Source organism: Brevundimonas sp. 'scallop', from assembly GCF_011045535.1.
In the GTDB taxonomy this organism is placed as follows: Bacteria; Pseudomonadota; Alphaproteobacteria; order Caulobacterales; family Caulobacteraceae; genus Brevundimonas; species Brevundimonas vesicularis.
On the sequence record NZ_CP039382.1, the window covers coordinates 2435321 to 2454463 of the forward strand.

Consider the following 19143-nt stretch of genomic DNA (forward strand, 5'->3'; position numbering starts at 1 on the left):
TTAGGCCATCTCTTCCAGTTCGCGACCGCGCGTTTCCTTCACCCAGGCCTGGACCAGGAAGAAGGAGATCAGGGCGCTGACCGCGTAGAAGCCGTAGGTGATCACCAGGCCCAGGGTCGCCGCCATCCACGGGAAGCTGACCGAGATGGCGAAGTTGGCGATCCACTGGGCGAAGCCGGCGACGGCCAGGGCCGAACCCCGCATCTGGTTGGGGAACATCTCGCCCAGCATGACCCACATGACAGGGCCCCAGCTGAAGTTGAAGAAGACGACATAGGCGTTGGCCGCGATCAGGGCGATCAGGCCGGTGTTGTCGTCCAGGTGCAGCGATCCGTCGATCAGGGCGGCCTTGGAGAAGCACCAGGCGACGGTGGCCAGGGTCACGAACATGCCCGCCGAACCGATCAGCAGCAGCGGCTTACGGCCGATCTTGTCGATGACCGAAATGGCCGCAAGACAGGCCGCGATCGACAGGACGCCGGACAGGATGTTGATCTGCAGCGCGTCGTTCTCGGAGAAGCCGACCGACTGCCACAGCACCGCGCCGTAGTAGAAGACGATGTTGATGCCGACGAGTTGCTGGAACACGGCCAGGATCAGGCCGGCCCAGACGATGGGGCGCACCTTCTTCGTCGCGGGGTCCAGCAGGTCGGCGAACTTGGGCTTGTGGTCGGCCGCCAGCGAGGCGCGGATTTCCTGGACCTTGCGCGCACCGGCGCCCGCACCGAACAGTTTGGACAGCACGGCCTCGGCCTGAACGTCCTTATTCTTGACCACCAGGAAGCGCGGGCTTTCCGGGATGACTAGCAGGGCGATCAGATAGACGGCGGCGGGGATGACCTGCAGCCAGAACATCCAGCGCCAGGCGGGGAAGCCCAGCCAGAACTCCGCCGTCGATCCGCCGGCGGTCTTGGCCAGGGCGTAATTGGCCACGAAGGCGCCGGTCAGGCCGGTGATGATCATGATCTGCTGCACCGACGACAGTCGGCCGCGGATCGAGGCTGGCGTCACTTCGGAGATATAGGCCGGCGACAGGACCGAGGCCGCGCCCACGCCCAGGCCGCCGATGAACCGGGCGATGATGAAGTGGGCCGAGCTGTCGGCCGCGCCCGCCCAGAAGGCCGAGACGATGAACAGGGCGGCGGCGATCTGCATGATCGTGCGACGGCCGATGGCGTCGGCCAGACGTCCCGCGATGAAGGCGCCGACGGCGCAGCCGAGCAGGATGGCGCCGACGTTGAAACCGGTGCCCAGGGCCGACAGGTTGAAGGCGGCCTCCAGCCCGTCCTGGGTGCCGTTGATGACGCCGGAATCATAGCCGAACATGAAGCCGCCGATGGTGGCGACCGCCACGATCAGGGCGATGAAGGCCATGTTGACGCGGTCGTCTCCCGCGATGTCGGGGCCCGTGCCCCCCGTCGGTCCTGCCATCTCGATATTCCCTCCGAAAGCCCGCAAAATGGTTCGGGCGTTTATTCCTAAGCCCGCTGGCGTTCCGTGATACCCGGCATGTCGGGATCAGACTCGTTCAACTCGTTCAATCCGCCCAGCTCGCCCCGCTCTCTCGCTTTCCGGCCGTAAACCCATTCGAACAGGGGTGAGGCCATTAGCGTGGTGATGATGGCCATCAGCACCAGGATGGAAAACAGGGCCGGGCCGATGATCCCGCGCTGCAAGCCGATGTTGATGATGATCAGCTCCATCAGGCCGCGCGCGTTCATCAGGGCGCCGATGCCCATGGCCGTGGCGTTGTCCTGCCCCGTCAGGCGCGCGGCGGCCCAGCAGGCGCCGCCCTTGGCCAAGATGGAGCCCAGCAGGATGACGACGGTGACGGCCAGCAGCCCCAGGCTGTTGACCATGGTCAGCTGGGTATTCAGGCCCGAGAAGGTGAAGAACATCGGCAGCAGCACAAGCACCGCGAACGGCTCCAGCTGACGCTTGACCTCGTCGCTCAAGACGCCGCGCGGCATGGCGACGCCCAGGATGAACCCGCCGAAGACAGCATGGATGCCCACCGCGTCCATGGCCCAGGCGCTGAGCATGAACAGGATCAGCACGATCCCCAGCACGGTCGGGCTGAGCCGCCCTTCCCGCTCGACGATCCGGCCCAGCGGCGCCAGCAGCTTCGGTCCCAGCGTCAGCATGAACAGGGCGAAGGCCCCGCCCCCCGCGATGGCTGTCACCGCCACCATCGGCCCAGCGCCGAAGCTGGCCAAAACGATGGCCAGGACGCACCAGGCGCCGGCGTCGTCGATGGCGCCGGCCGCCAGAGACAACGACCCCAGCCGCGTGCCGCTGAGCCCCCTTTCATGAATGATGCGCGCCAGCATGGGGAAGGCCGTGATCGAGATGGCCGCGCCCACGAACAGCATGGCCTGCCAGGTCTGGATGCCTCGCCCGAACAGACCCTCAGCGACCAGCCACGGCGCAAGGGTGACGGCGACTAGGAAGGGCGCCGCCATGCCCGCGAGCGACACGGCGGCCGCGCTTTTCGCATTGGCCCTGAAGTGGTCGCGACGGAAGCCCAGCCCGACCAGGAACATGTAGAGGCCCACGCCCAACTGGGCGCCGACGAACAGGATCGACCGCGACTCCTTGGGGAACAGGGCCGCCTGAAGATCAGGCGCCAACAGGCCGAACAGCGATGGGCCCAGGATCACCCCGGCGATCATTTCGCCCACCACCTGCGGCTGGCCGAGGTAGCGCTTGGCCAGCCAGCCCACGATGCGGCAGGCGGCGATGATGATCGCCATCTGCAGGAAGAAGGCCACGCTCAGTTCAGCATTGGTCATGCGGCCGGTTCCCCCCTTGGCGAGCGCCAGCCTACTGCGTCGGACAGACGGCGTCGCCCTCGTTCGACGCCAGGCGAATGTCTTCGACCGTGACCGCGAAATCGGCGTTGGTGCGCAGGCCCCAAGGTTGATCGACGGCGGCGATGTCGGCGCCACGGTCACGCAGGCACGACAGACGCACGTTCAGCGTACGCCATTCGCCGACGGGGGCTGCGCCGATCAGACCGGAGATATCGACCGAACCGGCGCCCAAGGTCAGGAAGACGGCCCCCTTGGGCCGTGCGTCCACGCGGTAGCGGAAGGCGATGGCCATCTCGCCGTTCGACTGGCGCGTCAGATCGACCGGCTGCGCCGCGATCAGAGCCTGTCCCCCGCCCTGCGAGAAGGTCAGGGCGCGGGCCGACTCCTGGCCTGCGCCGTCGGTGGCGCGCGCCGACACGCCGCCGCGCGGGCTAGCGCCGCTCTTTTCGGCCCCGAGGCGGAAATCTCCACCCGCATCGCGCAGCATCAGCGACCACGGGGCGACGAAGCGGCCATCGACGAAATAGCGATCCAGGCTGCCGCCGGCGTTGGCGACGCCGCTGTCTTCCGACAGGGCGCCGACGCGGGCGTTGCGCGCATAGGTCAGGCCGTAGCCATAGGCGAACTGCGGGTCATAGCCAGGCTGACCGACGTTCAGGGGTTCGCCCTTGGCGGTCTTGGGCCAGCTGAAGGACAGGGTTCCTGTGAAGTCGTTGCGCGGCTTGCCCGCCGCATCGCCGATCAGGACGTCGGCGACGCCGGCCCCTTCGGTGCCCGGCAGCCAGGCGGCGACGAAGGCGTCGGACGCATTGATCTCGGGGTTGGTCCACATCGGCCGGCCGGACAGGAAGACTGACACCGTCGGAATGCCCCCCGCCTTCAGACGCTTCAGCGTCTCCAGCGGGCCGGTCGGCAGGAAGTCCAGCGTGTCCACATCGCCCTGGAACTCGGCGTACGGGGTTTCGCCGAAGACGACGATGGCCACGTCGGGCTTCTGGGTGAAGGAGCCGTCGGCGCTGAGCGTCGCCTGACCGCCGCCGGCGGCGACCGCCTCGCGGATGCCGCCCCAGATCGACTGGCCGTTGGGGAAGTCGGCGTTGGTGTTGCCCGTGCCCTGCCACGTCAGGGTCCAGCCGCCCGAGGCCTGGCCGATATCGTCGGCGTGACCGGCGACCAGCACCCGCGCGCCCGAGCGGATCGGCAGCACCGAGCCCTCGTTCTTCAGCAGCACCAGCGACTTGCGCACCGCCTCCCTCGCTAACGCCCTATGTTCGGGCGAGCCCAGTTCGTTCAGATGCCCCTCGACCGGACGGCTGTCGTTGAACAGGCCGGTCTTGACCTTGACCCGCAGGATGCGGCGCACGGCCTCGTCCAGGCGCGCCATCGGGATCTCGCCCGACCGGGCCTGGGCCAGGGTGCTTTCGTACAGCGGCTTCCAGCTGTCGGGGGCCATGAACATGTCGATGCCGGCGTTGAAGGCCAGGGCGCAGCTCTCGTTGGAACAGCCCGGCAGCTGGCCGTGGGCGTTCCAGTCCGACACCACAAAGCCGTCGAAGCCCAGCGGGCCGCGCAGCACGTCGGTCAGAATGGTCTCGTTGCCCGAGTGCTTGACGCCGTTCCAGCTGGAGAAGCTGGCCATGATCGACAGCACCCCGGCGTCGATCGCCTGGGGATAGCCCGACAGGTGGGTGCGGATCAGATCCTGCTCGGACCCGGCGAAGTCGCCCTGGTCCTTGCCGCCCGTGGTGCCGCCGTCGGCAAGGAAGTGTTTGGCCGAGCCGGCGATATGGCCGGGCGTCAACGGATGGTCGGCCGACAGCGCGCCTTGCAGGCCCAGGGTCATGGGTCCGGCATAGCTCTGGGCCACCTCTGGGTTCTCGGCATAGCCTTCGTAGGCGCGACCCCAGCGGTCGTCCTGGGGCACGGCCAGGGTCGGGCCGAAAGTCCAGTCGGCGCCGGTCACCGCCACTTCCAGCGCCGTCGCTTCGCCGATGCGGCGGATCAGATCGGGATCTCGAGCGGCGCCCAGGCCGATGTTGTGCGGAAAGATGGTGGCGCCGACGATGTTGTTGTGACCGTGCACGGCGTCGATGCCGTAAATCAGCGGGATCCTGGCGCCCGGCCGCTGGGCCGCCGCCGCACGGAAGGCCTGGGCCAGTTCCACCCACTTGTCGGCCGAGGCGCGCTCGTCGCCGCCCGGCGAGGAGTTGCCGCCCGCCAGGATGGACCCCAGCGGATAGGTCAGCAGGTCTTCAGGCTTGATCGAGCCGATGTCGGCCTGGATCGTCTGACCGACCTTCTCCTCCAGCGTCATCCGGCTCATCAGTTCGGTGACAAAGGCTTCCGTCGCCCGATCCGTCATCGCCGCCGGAGACGCCGCATGGGGCCAAAGCGCCGGATGCGCGCGGGCCGCGTCGGTTACGATGGAGGCCTGAGACGTCACGGCCTGAACTGGAACGGCCCGAGCCATGCCGGGGTCGATGGCGCAGGCGCTCGACATGAGGGTGATCACCAGGGCGGTGGCGGCCATGCGCATGGAGGGAGACCTGATCGTTGCGGCCGTCACGCCGCCCAAGCCAACCCCGGAGACGCGCCTTCAGGCCGATATGGATGTCCGAAACAGCCCCGGACGAAACCCACTGTGCCAAACGTCTGACAGCGCTGTCAACAACTGCCTGAGTTCGCCCTTTCAATGCTCGATGCGAGCCGTGGACTGGCGCGCGATCAGATCATGCGGAACGATGACACGCGCCGCGGCGTCGCCGTCCAAGAGACGACGCAGAGGCGGAATAAGGCGTTGCGCGGCGGCGGCGGCCATCTCCGCTACCGGCTGACGGATGGTGCTTAAATCCGGCGTGCTGAAACCCGCGCCGGGCGAATCGTCGAAACCGGCCACCGACAGGTCGCCGGGCACCGACAGTCCCAGCCTCGCCGCACATTGCAGGACGCCAAGGGCCGTATCGTCGTTACTGGCGAAGATCGCCGTGATGTCGGGCGAGGTTTCGTGAAGTTTCTCCATCGCCAGCGCCCCGGAGTTGAAGGTGAAGTCGCCCTCCACCACCCAAGCCGGCGCCACATCCAGGCCAGCCTCGGCCATGGCGTCCCTGTAGCCAGCCAAACGACGCCGGCTGGCGCCATAGGCGACCGGTCCGGTGACAAAGGCGATCCGCGTGTGCCCCAGGTCGATAAGATGACGTGTCATCTCCAATGCGGCGCGCCGTTCGTCCATCTCGATGCAGAAGCCCCGATCAAACGCCGCTTCCGGCCCGATGCGGGCATAGGGCGTGCCCGCCGCGTCGAGGGCGTCCATCACCGCCGTATTGTCCGAGTTCGGCGGGGTCAGAATGACTCCCTCAGGCCGGATCGAGTTCAGCAGCGCCATGAGATCGCGTTCAAGATCGGCCGAGTTGTGATCCACCAACTCGATCATCAGATGGTAATCGACCTGGCGCGCCTCCATCAGGGCGCCGAACTCCAGACGCCCCAGATAGTCGCTGCCGCGCCCGCTCTTCCAGTGTTCGATGGTCAGATCCGCGTCCACCAGGACCGCAATCAGGGACGACGACGCACCCGCCAGACTGCGCGCCGACAGACTGCGTCGATAACCCAGAGACGCAGCCGCCTCCTCCACCTTTGTTCTCAGCGTGGGGCTGACGTTCGGCTCGTTGTTGAGCACGCGCGACACGGACTTGATGGACACGCCCGCCTTCGCGGCCACGTCATAGATCGTCACCGTCGCCAAAATCCGTCCCCCCTGAACGTCGCTCGGATCGCTTCTAACATCCCCGTTCGAAAAGGCGATGCCGACACAGCTTATGGTCAGGCTTGTCCATCGCTGTCATGCCGAAAAATGGTCTGCTAGACAGTCGGCATGATGATCCAAAACGATGCCGGTTCGATCCGAAAAATCGTCATCCTGGGCGGGGGAACCGCTGGCTGGATGACGGCCGCCGCCCTGTCTCATCGTCTGGCGGACAGCGCCGTCTTGATCGAACTGGTCGAGTCCGACGAGATCGGCATCGTCGGCGTGGGCGAGGCCACCCTGCCCCACATCCGCGCCTTCAACACGGCCATGGGCATCGACGAACAGACGTTGATCGACCAGACTCAGGCGACCTTCAAACTGGGCATCCAGTTCGTGGATTGGGGACGGCCCGGCGACAGCTATATCCATCCCTTCGGCGCCTATGGCGAGCCGATCGAGGGGATCGATTTCCACCATGTCTGGGCCGCGCGCCGCGCCATGGGCGACGCAGCCGACATTAGCGACTACAGCTATCCAGTCAGGGCGGCCGAGGCGAACCGCTTCCAGCGGCCGGTTTCCGACCCCGGCTCCATGCTGTCCACCTTCAGCTACGCCTTTCAGTTCGATGCCAGCCTCTACGCCGCCTTCCTGCGCCAAGTGTCGTGCGGGCGCGGCGTGGTCCGCACCGAAGGGAAGGTCGTCGATCATGTCCTGAATGGCGCGACGGGCGATGTCGACGCCGTCGTCCTGTCGGACGGGCACCGCATCTCGGGCGATCTCTTCGTCGACTGCTCGGGCTTTCGCGGACGGCTGATCAATCAGGCGCTGGAGACGACGTTCGAGGACTGGAGCCATTGGCTGCCCTGCGACAGCGCCTTCGCCGTGCCGTGCCAGACGACGGCGCCGGTCGGCCCCTATACCCGCGCGACGGCCCGCGCGGCGGGGTGGCAATGGCGCATTCCGCTGCAACATCGCACCGGGAATGGCCACGTCTTCTCATCGGCCCATATCTCGGACGAGGACGCCGTGGCGACCCTGATGTCCAATCTTGAAGGTCAAGCGCTGGCCGAGCCGCGTCGGCTGAGCTTCAGGACCGGACGACGCCAAAGGCTGTGGAGCCGAAACGTCGTGGCGATCGGCCTGTCCGGCGGCTTCTTGGAGCCGTTGGAATCCACCAGCATCTACCTGATCCAGTTGGGGATCACGACCTTGCTGGATCTGTTTCCCGACCGGGTCGGGATGGCGGCGGACGCCCAAGAATACAATCGGATCATGGCGCTGGAGTTCGACCGGATTCGTGACTTCCTCGTCCTGCATTATGTCGCCAACCAGCGTGACGAGCCGTTCTGGCGCGAGATGCGAACCATGACCTGGCCAGACAGTCTGTCGGCCAAGGTCGAGGCCTTTAAGTCGCGCGGCCTGCTTCCCGACTACGACATCGGCGTCTTCCTGCCGCCAAGCTGGCTCGCCGTACTGGTGGGGCAGAACATCGTTCCGAACGGCTGGGATCCGCGCGTCGATCGGCTGGAACCGCACGTCCTGTCCGACAAGCTGGGAGCCCTGCGTGACGCCGTCCGATCGACCGTCGATCGGACGCCCGATCACATGACCTTCATCCGCCAAGCCGCCCAGCGCGCAGGTGGCCTTCAATGACCGGGACCGAAAAGATATGGGTCATTCAGGGTGGCGGCTTGGCGGCGTGGGCGGCGGCTGCGCTGCTGGCCCGCCACCTGCCATCTGGTCATTCGGTCCTAATAGAAGCCGCCGCTCCTCCCGCGCTTGGTGAAGAGCCCGAGGTCGTGATCGCTGATCCAGACGGCGTGCTCGTCCAGTTGTCTGACGGCGCCGGCCTGTTGGCTCATGGCCACGGCGGCTTCTTCCTCGGCTCGCTGCTGCGAAACTGGCGCGACGGGCGAGACATCGCCGTCGTCGAGCAGGAGCCCCTGCCTGGGATCGATGGGGTCGCGTTGGCGGACGTCGTGCTACGCGTCGCCCGTCAATCTCCCGACGCCCCCGACTACGCCGCGCTTCTGGCGCCGTTGCAGTTCCAGGCGCGGGTGATGGCGGCCGGTCGTTACGCCCATCCCAGTCCGGATCGGCAGTCGCCGCGGTCTCTTCTTCGCCCCCGACTGATGCTGGACGCGCGCGTTCTGACGGCGCGACTGCGGGACATCGCCCTGCGCGCCGGCGTGCGGGAGGCGTCTGACGACGTCGGTGAGGTCAAGGCTTTCATGACCCTGGAAACGCGAGCGAACGGAGTTTTCAGCGGCGACGGCGACTGGACCGCGCGCCTGGGCTACGACCGCTGTCTGAGGGTGCGCTACGCGGGCGGCGATCACGCGCCGCGTCTGGATATGGCCAATCTGGAAGAAGGGCTGGCCAGCCGTAGCCCCCTGCCCGGTGGCGGCGTCGCCAGCCTGGCCTATGCCGCAGATCGCACGACCACTGACCTTGCGAAGGCGGCGCTAGCGGCCTGGTTGGGCGGCGTTCATGTCGCCGCCCTGTCGAACGTCGCCCTCGCCCCCGGCCTGGATACGCATCCCTGGAGCGGCCGTCGTCTTGCTCTTGGTCCGGCGGCGGCGCGCTTCGGCGACGCCTTGGGCCTGGATAGCGCCGCTCTGGAGCGACAGCTGACACAACTGGTCGCATCGCTGCCAGGCGCGTCCGAGCAGATTTCAGCCTGCGCGGAGGCCTATAATGAGGCGGTGGTTCGCGACATGACGCACCGCGCGGACCGACTGCATTTTATCCTTCTTTGCGGATCGCAAGGCCAGCGACTGGCCCCGGCTGGCGACGACCTGGCGCGTCGCATCGCCCAGTTCACGTCTCGCAACGCCGGTGTCGGCCTGGATGGCGATCCCTACGACGCACAGCACTGGACCCTGCTGATGGCCGGCCTTGGCCTGACGCCGCGCCGTTTCGATATCCAGGCCGACCGTCTGGACATCAAGAGCGCAACGGCTTCGTTGGGGCGAATGGTCATGGCTTTCGACCAGACCTTGGCCGCCCTGCCCTCCCATTCTCAGTTCATCGACCGGCTGCGCGAAAGCGGCTGATCCAGAACGAAAAAAGGGGCGTCGATCAGATCGACGCCCAAGTCTTCGCTCAGAGAAGAAGTTTTAGAAGGTGTAGCGCAGGCTGAACGTCACGCGACGGTCACTGCGGAAGTAGGACCGCGGGGCCAGCGGGCCGGCCTGGTTCGCGCCGTTCAGGTTGTAGGACGTCTGCTGCTGCGTGACGGTGACCTCGTCCAGCAGGTTCGCGCCATACAGGCCAATCTTCCAGTTGTCGTTCAGGGTGTAGAAGATCGAACCGTCAAGCTGCCCGGTCGAGTCGTTGAAGATCGGCGAGAACGGGTTCACGTCGTCGCGCGGCGTCAGCAGGAAGCCGTTGCGCCAGTTGTAGGCCAGACGCGCCGAAAGACGATCCCGCTCGTAGAAGACCGAAAAGTTGTAGGTGTGCTTCGACAGCTGTTGCAGCGGCAGTTCCAGACCCACATAGCGCGGCTCGGTCACAGCATTGGGGAAGGTCGAAGGCTCGACGTAGGTGTAGTTCGCCTCGATGCCCAGCCCGCTCCACAGGCCTGGCAGGAAGCTGTAGGTCTGCTGATATCCAACCTCGAAGCCCTTGATCCAGCCGGACCCGATATTGACCTGCTGGTTGACCTGAGCATCCGTGGAGACGCCCTGAGCGTTGCTGAACTGCTGGACGGTCGAGCCGCTGGCCAGGATGTCCGAAAGGTCCTTGTAGAATGCGTTGAAGGTCACCGAGCTGCCCGGCTTGAAATACCATTCCACGCCCAAGTCATAATTCCACGAGCGGACGCCCGTCAGCTGCGATCCGCCGGTGAAGGTGGTCAGTAGCGGGGCGGTGTTGACGTCGCCGCCATTGTCCCGGACCTGGTTCATGTCGGTGTAGAACAGGGTGGCGGCGAAGGCCGTCACGCCGAAGTCCGGGCGCGTCATGGCGCGCGACACGGCCCCGCGGAACACCCATTCCTTGTACTTCAGATTGACGTTCAGGCTGGGCAGCCAGTCGTCATAGCTGTTGCCGCGCTCGACCTCTTGGAAGCTGCCGTCGCTGAAGGCGACCAGCTGGTTCAGACGGTCGTTCGACAGCAGGCAATAGCCCGGCGCCGACTGCCCCGGCTGGATGGTCGAGCAACGGAACTGCGCAATCGCCGCCGCATTGGCCTGGGTCACCGGAATGTTCTGACCAGGGAAGCGCGGGTCGAAACCGTTCGCATCACCGAAGTTCTGCGCGATGTTGGGGCTGGAAATGAAGCCGCGCGTCTGGAAGTCGGTCTTGGCGTAGCGAACACCCAGGTTGCCGGTGACGGCGGTGTCTGGACCGAAGACATCATCCCAGCCGAAGTCGAACCGGACATAGGCCGATGTCGTTTGTTCGGCCGAGTTGTTGACATCGCCCGGCAAGAACGGCGTGCCGGCGATAGCGCCCGGACGCTGATCCAGCGGACGCCAGGTCGAGCCCGAGCTGCTCGCTGCAGCCAAGGCCGCTTGCAGCGTGCCGTCCCGATAGGCCGCAATCAGATCGGCTGTCGGATAGAAGCCGTTCATCGGCGTCGGATTGTGACCGCGCTGGAAATTGGGGAAGTCGTAGGCTTCGACAGCGAGCGGACCTGTGGTCTGGAACGGCGTGACGCCGCCAGCCCAGCTCTCGGAAATCGCACCCCAATTATAGGCGGTGTAGCGCCGCGTCTGCTCGCGATCCGAATAGCGTGCGCCCATGCGAATGGCTCGCAGCGGCGAATTGTCGAAGTCGTATTTGATGTCCGCCTTGAACGCGGTCTGATCACCGTCCGACTGTTCGATGTGGTCCATCGCCGAACGATAGTAGAAGTTCGACGGATCGTTTGTGCTGGCCGACGGCTGGCCCGAGGCGTCCACGAACTGGATGTCCGGGACGCCATGACGCCCTTCGCCGATCAAGGTGTAGAGCGGCGTGATGGCGCCATAGACGCTCATGTCCAGATCGTCGGCGCTGGCCTTGCTATACTGCGCATCCAACCAGATCGATAGGCGATCGGTCGGATGGAATTCGGCGGCCAGAGAGAAATCTTCGGTCAGGGTTTGCAGATCGCGCTGACGCTTGGGCAGAACCTGCAGGTTCGGCGAATTGCTGACCAGCAGGCCGCTCGTGAAGACGCCGTTGGAATCATAGGTGAACGACTGGCCCGGCAAGGGGGTCGGATTGCCGCCGCTGCCCAAATCGACCTCGACCACGCGCTCGCCCCAGGCCGAGGTCGAATCGGCACGGATGTATTCGCCAGTCAGCTTGGCGCGGCCGTCGGTGGATTCCCACTGCAGCGAACCATCCAGGGTCGAACGCGAACGGTCAAACTGCTGGGTCCGCACCGCACCACCGCGCGGCACATAGCGGCGATCCTCGCCGTTCGACAGATCGGACCGGTAGGTGAAGTCGGTGAGGTGGCTGCCGTACGCTTCGGAATAGAGGTCGGATTCGCCATAGCTAAGCAAGGCGCCGAACGAACCGTACTGGGTGTCCCAGACGTTGCTGATCAGGGACGAGAAGCCCAGGCCCGGCTTTTCACGCAGGTCGCCGTACGACCCTTCGACCGTCGCGCCGAAGACGAACTTGCGGCTGTCGAACGCCTTGCGGGTGCGCAGATCGACAACCCCGGCGATACCGCCTTCGATCCTGTCGGCCGTCGCATTCTTGAACACCTGCACGCTCGACAGCAGTTCCGGGGACACGTCGTTGAAGCCCAGGGCGCGACCCGTGTTCACGCTGAAGGCGTCGCGGCCGTTGAACTCCGAGCGGACGTAGGACAGGCCGCGAATGATGACGTTGGAACCTTCGACCGAGAAGTGGTCGGGGTCGGTTGGGCCTTGGAAGCGGTTGATGTTCACGCCGGGGATGCGCTGCAGCACTTCGTTGACCGACTTGTCCGGCAGGGCCCCGATGTCGTCAGCGGTCACGGCATCGACGAAGGTGTCGGAGTCGCGCTTGATCGCCTGCGAGGATGCGATCCGCGCGCGGATGCCGGTGACGACGATGTCGTCGACCTGCGCCGCGTCGTCCGTGGCGGGGGTCGTGGTCTGGGGCGCCGGCGTCGATTGGGCGTGGGCGGCGGTTGCGCCGACCACGGCGACCGTCAACGCCAGGGCGGACGCGGAACGGCGGAGCCCGCGAGCGGCGGGCGCATAGCCGGCTTGGAACATCTCTGACTTCACTTCTGATCCCCCCCGAGGACGGTTCAGCCCGTCGCAATCGTTTCGGCAGCCTCGATTGACCGTCCGCGAGCATGTTGGACAACCGATTGACAGCGATGTCAACTTCTCGCGACAAACTTGGCGCGTTTTCGATTGGCGGACTCAGAAGTGGTGCGCCCGCACCATTGCGACGGACGCCCGTCTGCTGACACGGCTTGCAGGCGACAGGCCCGTTTTCAAGACGCCTTACGGTTCATCGTCGTCGTCAGAACGTCTTCGTGCGTCGGCAGGGCGTCGGCCGTGCGCCAGATGCTGTCACGGATTGCCGATAGCCGGCCCAGATTGGCGTCATGATTGATGACATCGGAAATCGGGTGACGCCCGTGCGGCGTCAGTCCCTGCCCCACCGCGACCGCCAGCCAGCTTGATTCGGAAAAGATGTCATGGTCGCGCCTGACGATCCGACCCGTATCCTCGAACAGGGCGATCTTGGCCGCCAACCGGTCCGGGATCGGCATGTCGCGCACCTGGCTCCAGAACGGTCCCTCTCGCTGGTTGACCTTGTAGTGCAGGATCAAGAAATCGCGGACCGTGACGAATTCCTCCTCCATCAGGGCGTTGAACTCACGGCGAAGGCCCTCGCTGTTTTTGTGCGACGGAAACAGGGTGATCAGCTTGGTGATGGCGCTTTGGATCAGGTGAATGCTGGTCGATTCTAGCGGCTCGAGAAATCCGCTCGACAGTCCGACCGCCACGCAGTTGCGCTTCCAGCAGTCTTTGCGCCTGCCCGTGGCGAACCGCAGGCGACGCGGCTCGGCCAGCGCCGCCCCCTCCAACCGCGACATCAGCGCGTCCTCGGCCTCCTGATGCGAGATGTGCGCCGAGGAATAGACGTAGCCGTTGCCCACCCGATGTTGCAGAGGGATGCGCCACTGCCATCCGGCTTCGCGCGCCGTCGATCGTGTGTAAGGGGACAACGCCCCCTCCCGCACACACGGGACGGCGAAAGCGCTGTCACATGGAAGCCAGTTGCTCCAGTCCTCGTAGCCTGACTTCAACGCCTGCTCGATCAGAAGGCCGATGAAGCCGGTGCAATCGATGAAGAAGTCGCCTTCCATGATCCGGCCGTCGTCCAGCCTGACGCCAGCGATATCGCCATCCGCCCCCTGCTGGACCTCGACCACCCGCCCTTCGCGCCTGACGACCCCCAGCCCCTCCGCAAAGCGGCGCAGGAAGCCCGCATAGAGCGCCGCATCGAAATGATAGGCGTAGCCCAGGCTGGCCAGCGGCGACTGCGGCCCGCCCTGCGGATGCACGAAACGGCCACGGCGCGCGGCCTGCCAGGCCATAGAATAGGTTTCCAACGGCTCCGACCCGCCTTCGGAGCAGGCCTTCAGCCAGAAATGATGAAAGGCGATGCCTTCCATATCCAGCCCAAAGGCGCCGAACGGATGGAAATAGCGCTCGCCCTCGCGTCGCCAGCCATCGAACTCGATCCCCAACTTGAAGGTGGCCTTGGTCTCACGCAGGAAGTCCGCCTCGTCGATCCCCAGGCGCGCGTTGAACTTCAAGATTTCAGGGATCGTCGCCTCGCCGACGCCGATAATGCCGATCGCCTCGGACTCGATTAGCGTCACGGTCTTGCCGGCGCCATCGAGCGCATGTGCCAGCGCCGCCGCCGCCATCCACCCAGCCGTGCCGCCCCCAATGACGACGATGCGATCTATGATTAAGGATGAGTCAGCCAAGTTGCACCTCGGTCACGATTGTCGGGCTCAATTGCGGATTCATCAATGGCATTAGCTTGTTCCGTGGCCGAGGAGGCGCGGAATCGATCATCATACTTGTTAGGTCTATCTGTTCGGCCATTTTTAGATTGGCGCTAGGTGCAACGCCCTACCCTTCATCACTCACCGAGGTAGGCAATGAGTGGGTAGCAGACATGAGCACAGCGCCGGTGAGCATTCGCAAGAACGTCGCGGATGGAAGTGGCGGCCATACTTAAATTCCTCCTGCACTGCAGCCAGCGGGCAAGGAACAGTCTCGGTTGGATGTGGGGGAACGTACACATGGCCGAGACACTGGCCCATCACAGCCATCGCCATCAGCGACATTTCAGAACTCTAATCTCGACGAATGTTGACTGCCAACAGGCGCGCGCCCCTCGTCGCAGCTAGCAGAAATAGGCCGTGGCCTTTGCACAACCGCCGACGGATTGGCGTGCTTAGCGACCAGCCGACAGGCTAGCGTAGATTACACGTTCGCCATTGCGAACATCAGAGATGACGGTGGGAAAGCGTTCGGATTGCACCCTGCATCGGACCTTCGTTCGATTAAGGTGATCCCTGTACGCGCGTCGAACCTCAGAGCGCGTTAGTCCGTCAAGGTCGAAGAGAAGTTTGAAGTCTGCGCGTTCTAATTCCCTGCCTTGATTGTAAGCGGCTTGAAGATTTTCGGACGTCCATCCTTCTGTTGTCGCTCTCGCTTCAAAACCATCGACGACGCCGCGGGCGGCTGTCTGGTTCACCCCGTTGCCGTAGTCACGGCAGATCGCGACGGCGGTTGAGAGCCGGCTAACCACACGCCTTCCTCGGCCAAAGGGGGAGCTTGTGACGCAACTGGGGCGGCTGCGAACATGGCGGCGAAAAGCAAGACTATTCTCCTTTGGGCTACCTAGATGATTACGCGAGGTTGCCAATGTCGAGCATTCAGCACTCGATTAGAAACCGATTTCGGTCCAAGCCTTTGCCGCCGATAGGGGCGTATCGAAGTGGGTCGCGGCTGCGGCCAATGTCCGCAACGGGTAGATTTCGGTCACAGGCTTTGGCGCCGAAAGCGGTCGTCAATCTTCTGGCCAAAATGCGGTCGTTGCGACCGGCGATGGAGGGCGAACCGATTCGCTTCGGAGAAGTTTGCAGACCACACCACTTTTTTTCGGGCCTGAAAACCACGAGATGACCACCGACTTCATCGATCTGCGAGCGGGCGTCAGCTACTGCCCGGACATTCGGTCGAAACGCCAATCTCACTCTCGTCATGGCCACGCCTTGCCGCAGAAATCTATGCTGGCAGTGAGTGGACCATCCACGAGGGCCCATCGACCGCATGGATTTTTACCTGCTATAATTCTTGGTAGGTTCGATCTTTAGGTGCACGGCAATTTGGCCGTGTCACTCGTGTTGAAGTGAGGGGCAGACGTCAGAGAGGCCCACGGCTTTGTTCGGTGAGACTTTATGGCGTTTTAGGTTCGGGAGCACGCACCGGCACAATAGTATATTCGGCGTGATCGATATTCCGGCTTGACCGGAAGTCGCTACGCGCCGTCATTCCGACAGTTACAATGCGCCAGAAGCGGACATCGAGAGCTGGTCGAACACCGGACTTCTAGCAAGTTGGTCAGGAGACCATGGGTCTTGCTAGTTTCGTATCTCAGTGCTCGTGGGTGCTGCCCAACCGCTGCCGATATCGGGCTCGCTCGGATGGTGAGAGACTAACTGTACTCGTCAGGACCGATCGCTTGGTCAGATGGCTCATACAGATAGTCCAGCAAATCGCCTGGTTTGCAGTCCAATGCCGCGCACAGGCGGGCAAGCGTGCGGAACCGGATGCCTTTGACCTTACCTGATCGAAAGAGGGATAGCTGAGTCTCGCTCAATCCGACCTGCTGAGCCAAGTCACGAGCCTTCAGGCCCTTAGCGGTGAGTAGCCCGTCGAGTGTAACCCGGATCGGCATCAGATCATCTCGTCCAGCTCGGCCTGGACAGCTTCAGCCTGATCCAGAACACGGCCCAGGAGAAAAAGGGCTCCGCCGATCATGCCCAGCGTCATGCTCGCGACGTCGAAATGCAGGAATCCACCGCGCATCTGCTCCAAGAAACGCAGCAGGTTGGTCGCGACGAATACGCTGAAGACGCCGCCAAGCCCAAGCGCCAGACCGACCCGCCGCAAGGCGTTGGCTACTGTCGCGGTGAACATGCTGCCGCGAGCCAAATCACCCATCGCCTGACCGATCAACCAGACGCCGAATAGGTAGCAAAACGGTGAGACTGTCCACACCAATGGCGTCATTAGGCTGCTCGCACCCATTCTTCCAGACAGCGAAGCGATGGCAGGCACAATGGCTCCGGCCCACGTCACCAGCAGGCCGACGCTCAGCGTCATAAATACCGCCAGCCAGCGAAAGCGGACGCACATACGACGAAATCGAGAGAGGTCCGACGGTCTCATGGCAGCTCCTGCATATGTCCGATTAATCGTGACTTAAAGATCGATGCTTCGCAACTTTATATCGGACTTAAACGCGGAGAGCGTAGCTTTATGACGGCGCCAGCCATAGAAACAAGGCATTTGCCGAAGTGCTTTGCGCCCGCGCCGCTCTGCCTCGTTGCAGGCGCCGGCATCGGCCTCATGACGGATAGTCTGGGTCTCTGGATCTGCGTTGCGATTGCGGTGGGCGCCGCCCTGACCGGGTTTCTCGCTTGGAGTGCAAAGCGATGATAAGCGGCACATCTTCCGACCGGGCTGTTTGACCCAGGTTCACCGCGGGCTATGCGGGACTCTTGGCGCTGGTGATCCTGGGCACCTTCGTGGTCCACGAGGGCGCGCACTGGGGTGCAGGCACAATACTCGGGCACCAGATGTCCTACGGCCTGAATGGCTCGGCCCCCTCAGCCGCGACATCGGCGGGCCACCACGCCCTGATCTCGGTCGCCGGTCCTCTTGTCACGATCCTACAGGCCCTGATCGCGCTCCACCTGGTGCGCACTAGACGAAGTCTGGCCGCGTTTGCGGTCCTCTATGCTGCGGCCTTCATGCGCGTGGTGGCGCAGGGATTGAGTTTCATCCTGCCCAATGACGAGGCGCGCGTCAGCGATTGGCTCGGTATCGGCTTCTGGACTCTGCCTATCGTCACCGCCTCGGCCTTGGTCGCTTGCACGATCTGGGCTTCGCGACACCTTGGGGCGTCATGGCGCTTTAACGCTCTAGCTTATCTCGTAGCTAGCCTCACCTTAAGCGTGATTGTGGGCGCCGACATGATGATCCGACGCGCGGGGTGAGCTTGACGCTTTGATGCGAACCGAACCTCAATCGGATCAAATTGGATGGGAGATATGCCCGACCGCGGATGCAGACGCGCACTTCGTCGCCGACTTCGCGTTCGATCCGACGCGGACGCTAGGCGCCCGCACGGATATGACCGTCCCCTTGGTTCGGAGAGCCGTTCCAGAGACCTTTTTCGATCTAGATCTAAGGCAAGTCGAAAATGGTTGTAGCGAAGTTGTTGAGCGTCGTTTGCGACATATCGGTATTGTTCAGAACCACTACCGATCGACGATCCGACGGTCGGTAGGTGAGAAGGGATTTGTATCCCCCCACGGATCCGGTTTCCCAAGCGACAGGTCCGGCAGATCCTACGCGCACCCTCCCGCCTAGGGCGTAGCCTTCCTGCAAGTATCGGACATTCAAAAGGTCTGACTTCGATTGCGGGGTCAAAATAGGCCCGCTCAGGAGCCGATCTGCGAATGTCAGCAAGTCAGCAGCATCCGAATAGAAGGTTCCAGAGGCGGCCCCGTAGCCATAACATGTGCTCATATCCAACTGCGCGGCGACGGTCTGACCATCGAAGGCTGGGACTAAGCCGGGAATGCCTTCGAACCCTCGGCTGGCGATCCCCGTGTTCGTCAGGCCCATTGGCTCGAACAGCAAACTCTGCGCCAAATCCTCAAAACGTGCGCCGGTTTGAGCTTCAATGACTGCGCGAGCGATCACCCAGTTCATGAAGGCGTAATCGAAGTCCGAACCAGGAACGAACTTCGTCTCCGTCGGCGCGAAACGGCTGACCATTTCTCTCGCAGAAGCATTTGACGTTCGCAGATCGGAATTTGCCTTGGCGGCCGGCATCAAAAGATCAGGAAGCCCGCTCGTGTTAGACAGCAGGTGCGCCAAGGTTACGGTCGCTCCACTGCTCGTAGGGAAATCTGGAAGAAGCGTAGATAGCGGCGTATCCAGGCGCAGCAATCCCATTTCCACCAGCCGAAGAACCATGGCAGCCGTGAACCATTTGGAGATGGAGCCAATGGCGTAGGTTGAGGCGGTGCTGGCCGGGGACTGATCGCGAACGTCGGACACCCCGTAAGCCTTCAGCATGATCGGTCGACCCGCGATCGCAACCGAGATTACGCCGTTGAAGTTCTGTGCCTGGGCAAAGCCGTCAGCAACCACTTCAATAGCCCCCATGGCCATTGCAACGGATTGGCCTGCGGGCATAAGCCACATTGTCGCTAACGACGTGGCGAGCAGTTGGCGACGCGGCATATTCATCTGGAGTTCTCGGTTGGGACGCCCAGCTTCATAGGAAGCTTCACCACGCTCAACCAAGTGACAACGAAGA

Annotated in this window: 12 protein-coding genes; 3 read left to right on the plus strand and 9 right to left on the minus strand. The window is 63.7% G+C overall.

Annotated features, from left to right (window positions below; translation table 11 throughout):
- The 4 genes from E4341_RS12140 to E4341_RS12155 all read right to left on the minus strand — a co-directional run bounded on the left by E4341_RS12140 (position 1) and on the right by E4341_RS12155 (position 6546).
- A complete protein-coding gene (locus E4341_RS12140) occupies positions 1-1431 on the minus strand; it encodes a sugar porter family MFS transporter (protein ID WP_165117573.1) in 1431 nt (476 codons plus the stop codon).
- Between the two features lie 47 nt (positions 1432-1478).
- Complete coding sequence (locus tag E4341_RS12145) at positions 1479-2792, minus strand: cation:proton antiporter (protein WP_165117575.1); 1314 nt, start codon at positions 2790-2792, stop codon at positions 1479-1481.
- A 31-nt stretch (positions 2793-2823) separates the two neighbouring features.
- Positions 2824-5283, minus strand: coding sequence for an exo 1,3/1,4-beta-D-glucan glucohydrolase (locus E4341_RS12150; protein WP_240893674.1), 2460 nt, complete (start codon positions 5281-5283; stop codon positions 2824-2826).
- A 219-nt stretch (positions 5284-5502) separates the two neighbouring features.
- Positions 5503-6546, minus strand: a complete 1044-nt coding sequence (locus tag E4341_RS12155; RefSeq protein ID WP_240893545.1) for a LacI family DNA-binding transcriptional regulator — start codon at positions 6544-6546, stop codon at positions 5503-5505.
- 138 nt (positions 6547-6684) lie between these two features.
- Between E4341_RS12155 and E4341_RS12160 the strand changes: the two genes are divergently transcribed.
- Positions 6685-8211 carry a tryptophan halogenase family protein gene (locus tag E4341_RS12160; protein WP_165117580.1) on the plus strand — a complete coding sequence of 509 codons (1527 nt, stop codon included), beginning with the start codon at positions 6685-6687 and terminating at the stop codon, positions 8209-8211.
- Positions 8208-9614 (plus strand): tryptophan 7-halogenase, encoded by a 1407-nt coding sequence (locus E4341_RS12165; protein WP_165117582.1) that lies wholly within the window; start codon positions 8208-8210, stop codon positions 9612-9614. Before E4341_RS12160 ends, E4341_RS12165 begins: the two co-directional genes overlap by 4 nt.
- Positions 9615-9677: 63 nt before the next feature.
- On the opposite strand, the gene E4341_RS12170 is transcribed toward E4341_RS12165, so the two are convergent.
- The 4 genes from E4341_RS12170 to E4341_RS12185 form a co-directional block, all read right to left on the minus strand.
- Positions 9678-12761: a TonB-dependent receptor gene (locus tag E4341_RS12170; protein ID WP_165117584.1), complete on the minus strand. Its 3084-nt coding sequence runs from the start codon at positions 12759-12761 to the stop codon at positions 9678-9680.
- A gap of 227 nt (positions 12762-12988) precedes the next feature.
- Entirely contained in the window at positions 12989-14500 is a 1512-nt protein-coding gene (locus E4341_RS12175; protein WP_255491234.1) for a tryptophan halogenase family protein, read from the minus strand.
- Positions 14501-16242: 1742 nt separating this feature from the next.
- Positions 16243-16485, minus strand: coding sequence for a helix-turn-helix transcriptional regulator (locus tag E4341_RS12180; protein WP_165117586.1), 243 nt, complete (start codon positions 16483-16485; stop codon positions 16243-16245).
- On the minus strand, positions 16485-16913 hold the full coding sequence (locus E4341_RS12185; protein WP_370458453.1) for a DUF2975 domain-containing protein: 429 nt from the start codon (positions 16911-16913) through the stop codon (positions 16485-16487). Before E4341_RS12185 ends, E4341_RS12180 begins: the two co-directional genes overlap by 1 nt.
- Positions 16914-17311: 398 nt before the next feature.
- Here E4341_RS12185 and E4341_RS12190 point away from each other — a divergent pair, with 398 nt between their 5' ends.
- Positions 17312-17809: a hypothetical protein gene (locus tag E4341_RS12190; RefSeq protein ID WP_165117590.1), complete on the plus strand. Its 498-nt coding sequence runs from the start codon at positions 17312-17314 to the stop codon at positions 17807-17809.
- 190 nt (positions 17810-17999) lie between these two features.
- Here E4341_RS12190 and E4341_RS12195 read toward each other — a convergent pair whose 3' ends face one another.
- Entirely contained in the window at positions 18000-19073 is a 1074-nt protein-coding gene (locus E4341_RS12195) for a serine hydrolase (protein WP_165117592.1), read from the minus strand.
- Between the last annotated feature and the right edge of the window lie 70 nt (positions 19074-19143).

Coding starts and splice junctions, on each gene's coding strand:
- E4341_RS12140 (WP_165117573.1), bottom strand. CDS start 1,431: ATGGCAGGACCGACGGGGGGCACGGGCCCCGACATCGCGGGAGACGAC.
- E4341_RS12145 (WP_165117575.1), bottom strand. CDS start 2,792: ATGACCAATGCTGAACTGAGCGTGGCCTTCTTCCTGCAGATGGCGATC.
- E4341_RS12150 (WP_240893674.1), bottom strand. CDS start 5,283: ATGGCTCGGGCCGTTCCAGTTCAGGCCGTGACGTCTCAGGCCTCCATC.
- E4341_RS12160 (WP_165117580.1), top strand. CDS start 6,685: ATGATGATCCAAAACGATGCCGGTTCGATCCGAAAAATCGTCATCCTG.
- E4341_RS12165 (WP_165117582.1), top strand. CDS start 8,208: ATGACCGGGACCGAAAAGATATGGGTCATTCAGGGTGGCGGCTTGGCG.
- E4341_RS12170 (WP_165117584.1), bottom strand. CDS start 12,761: ATGTTCCAAGCCGGCTATGCGCCCGCCGCTCGCGGGCTCCGCCGTTCC.
- E4341_RS12180 (WP_165117586.1), bottom strand. CDS start 16,485: ATGCCGATCCGGGTTACACTCGACGGGCTACTCACCGCTAAGGGCCTG.
- E4341_RS12185 (WP_370458453.1), bottom strand. CDS start 16,913: ATGACGCTGAGCGTCGGCCTGCTGGTGACGTGGGCCGGAGCCATTGTG.
- E4341_RS12195 (WP_165117592.1), bottom strand. CDS start 19,073: ATGAATATGCCGCGTCGCCAACTGCTCGCCACGTCGTTAGCGACAATG.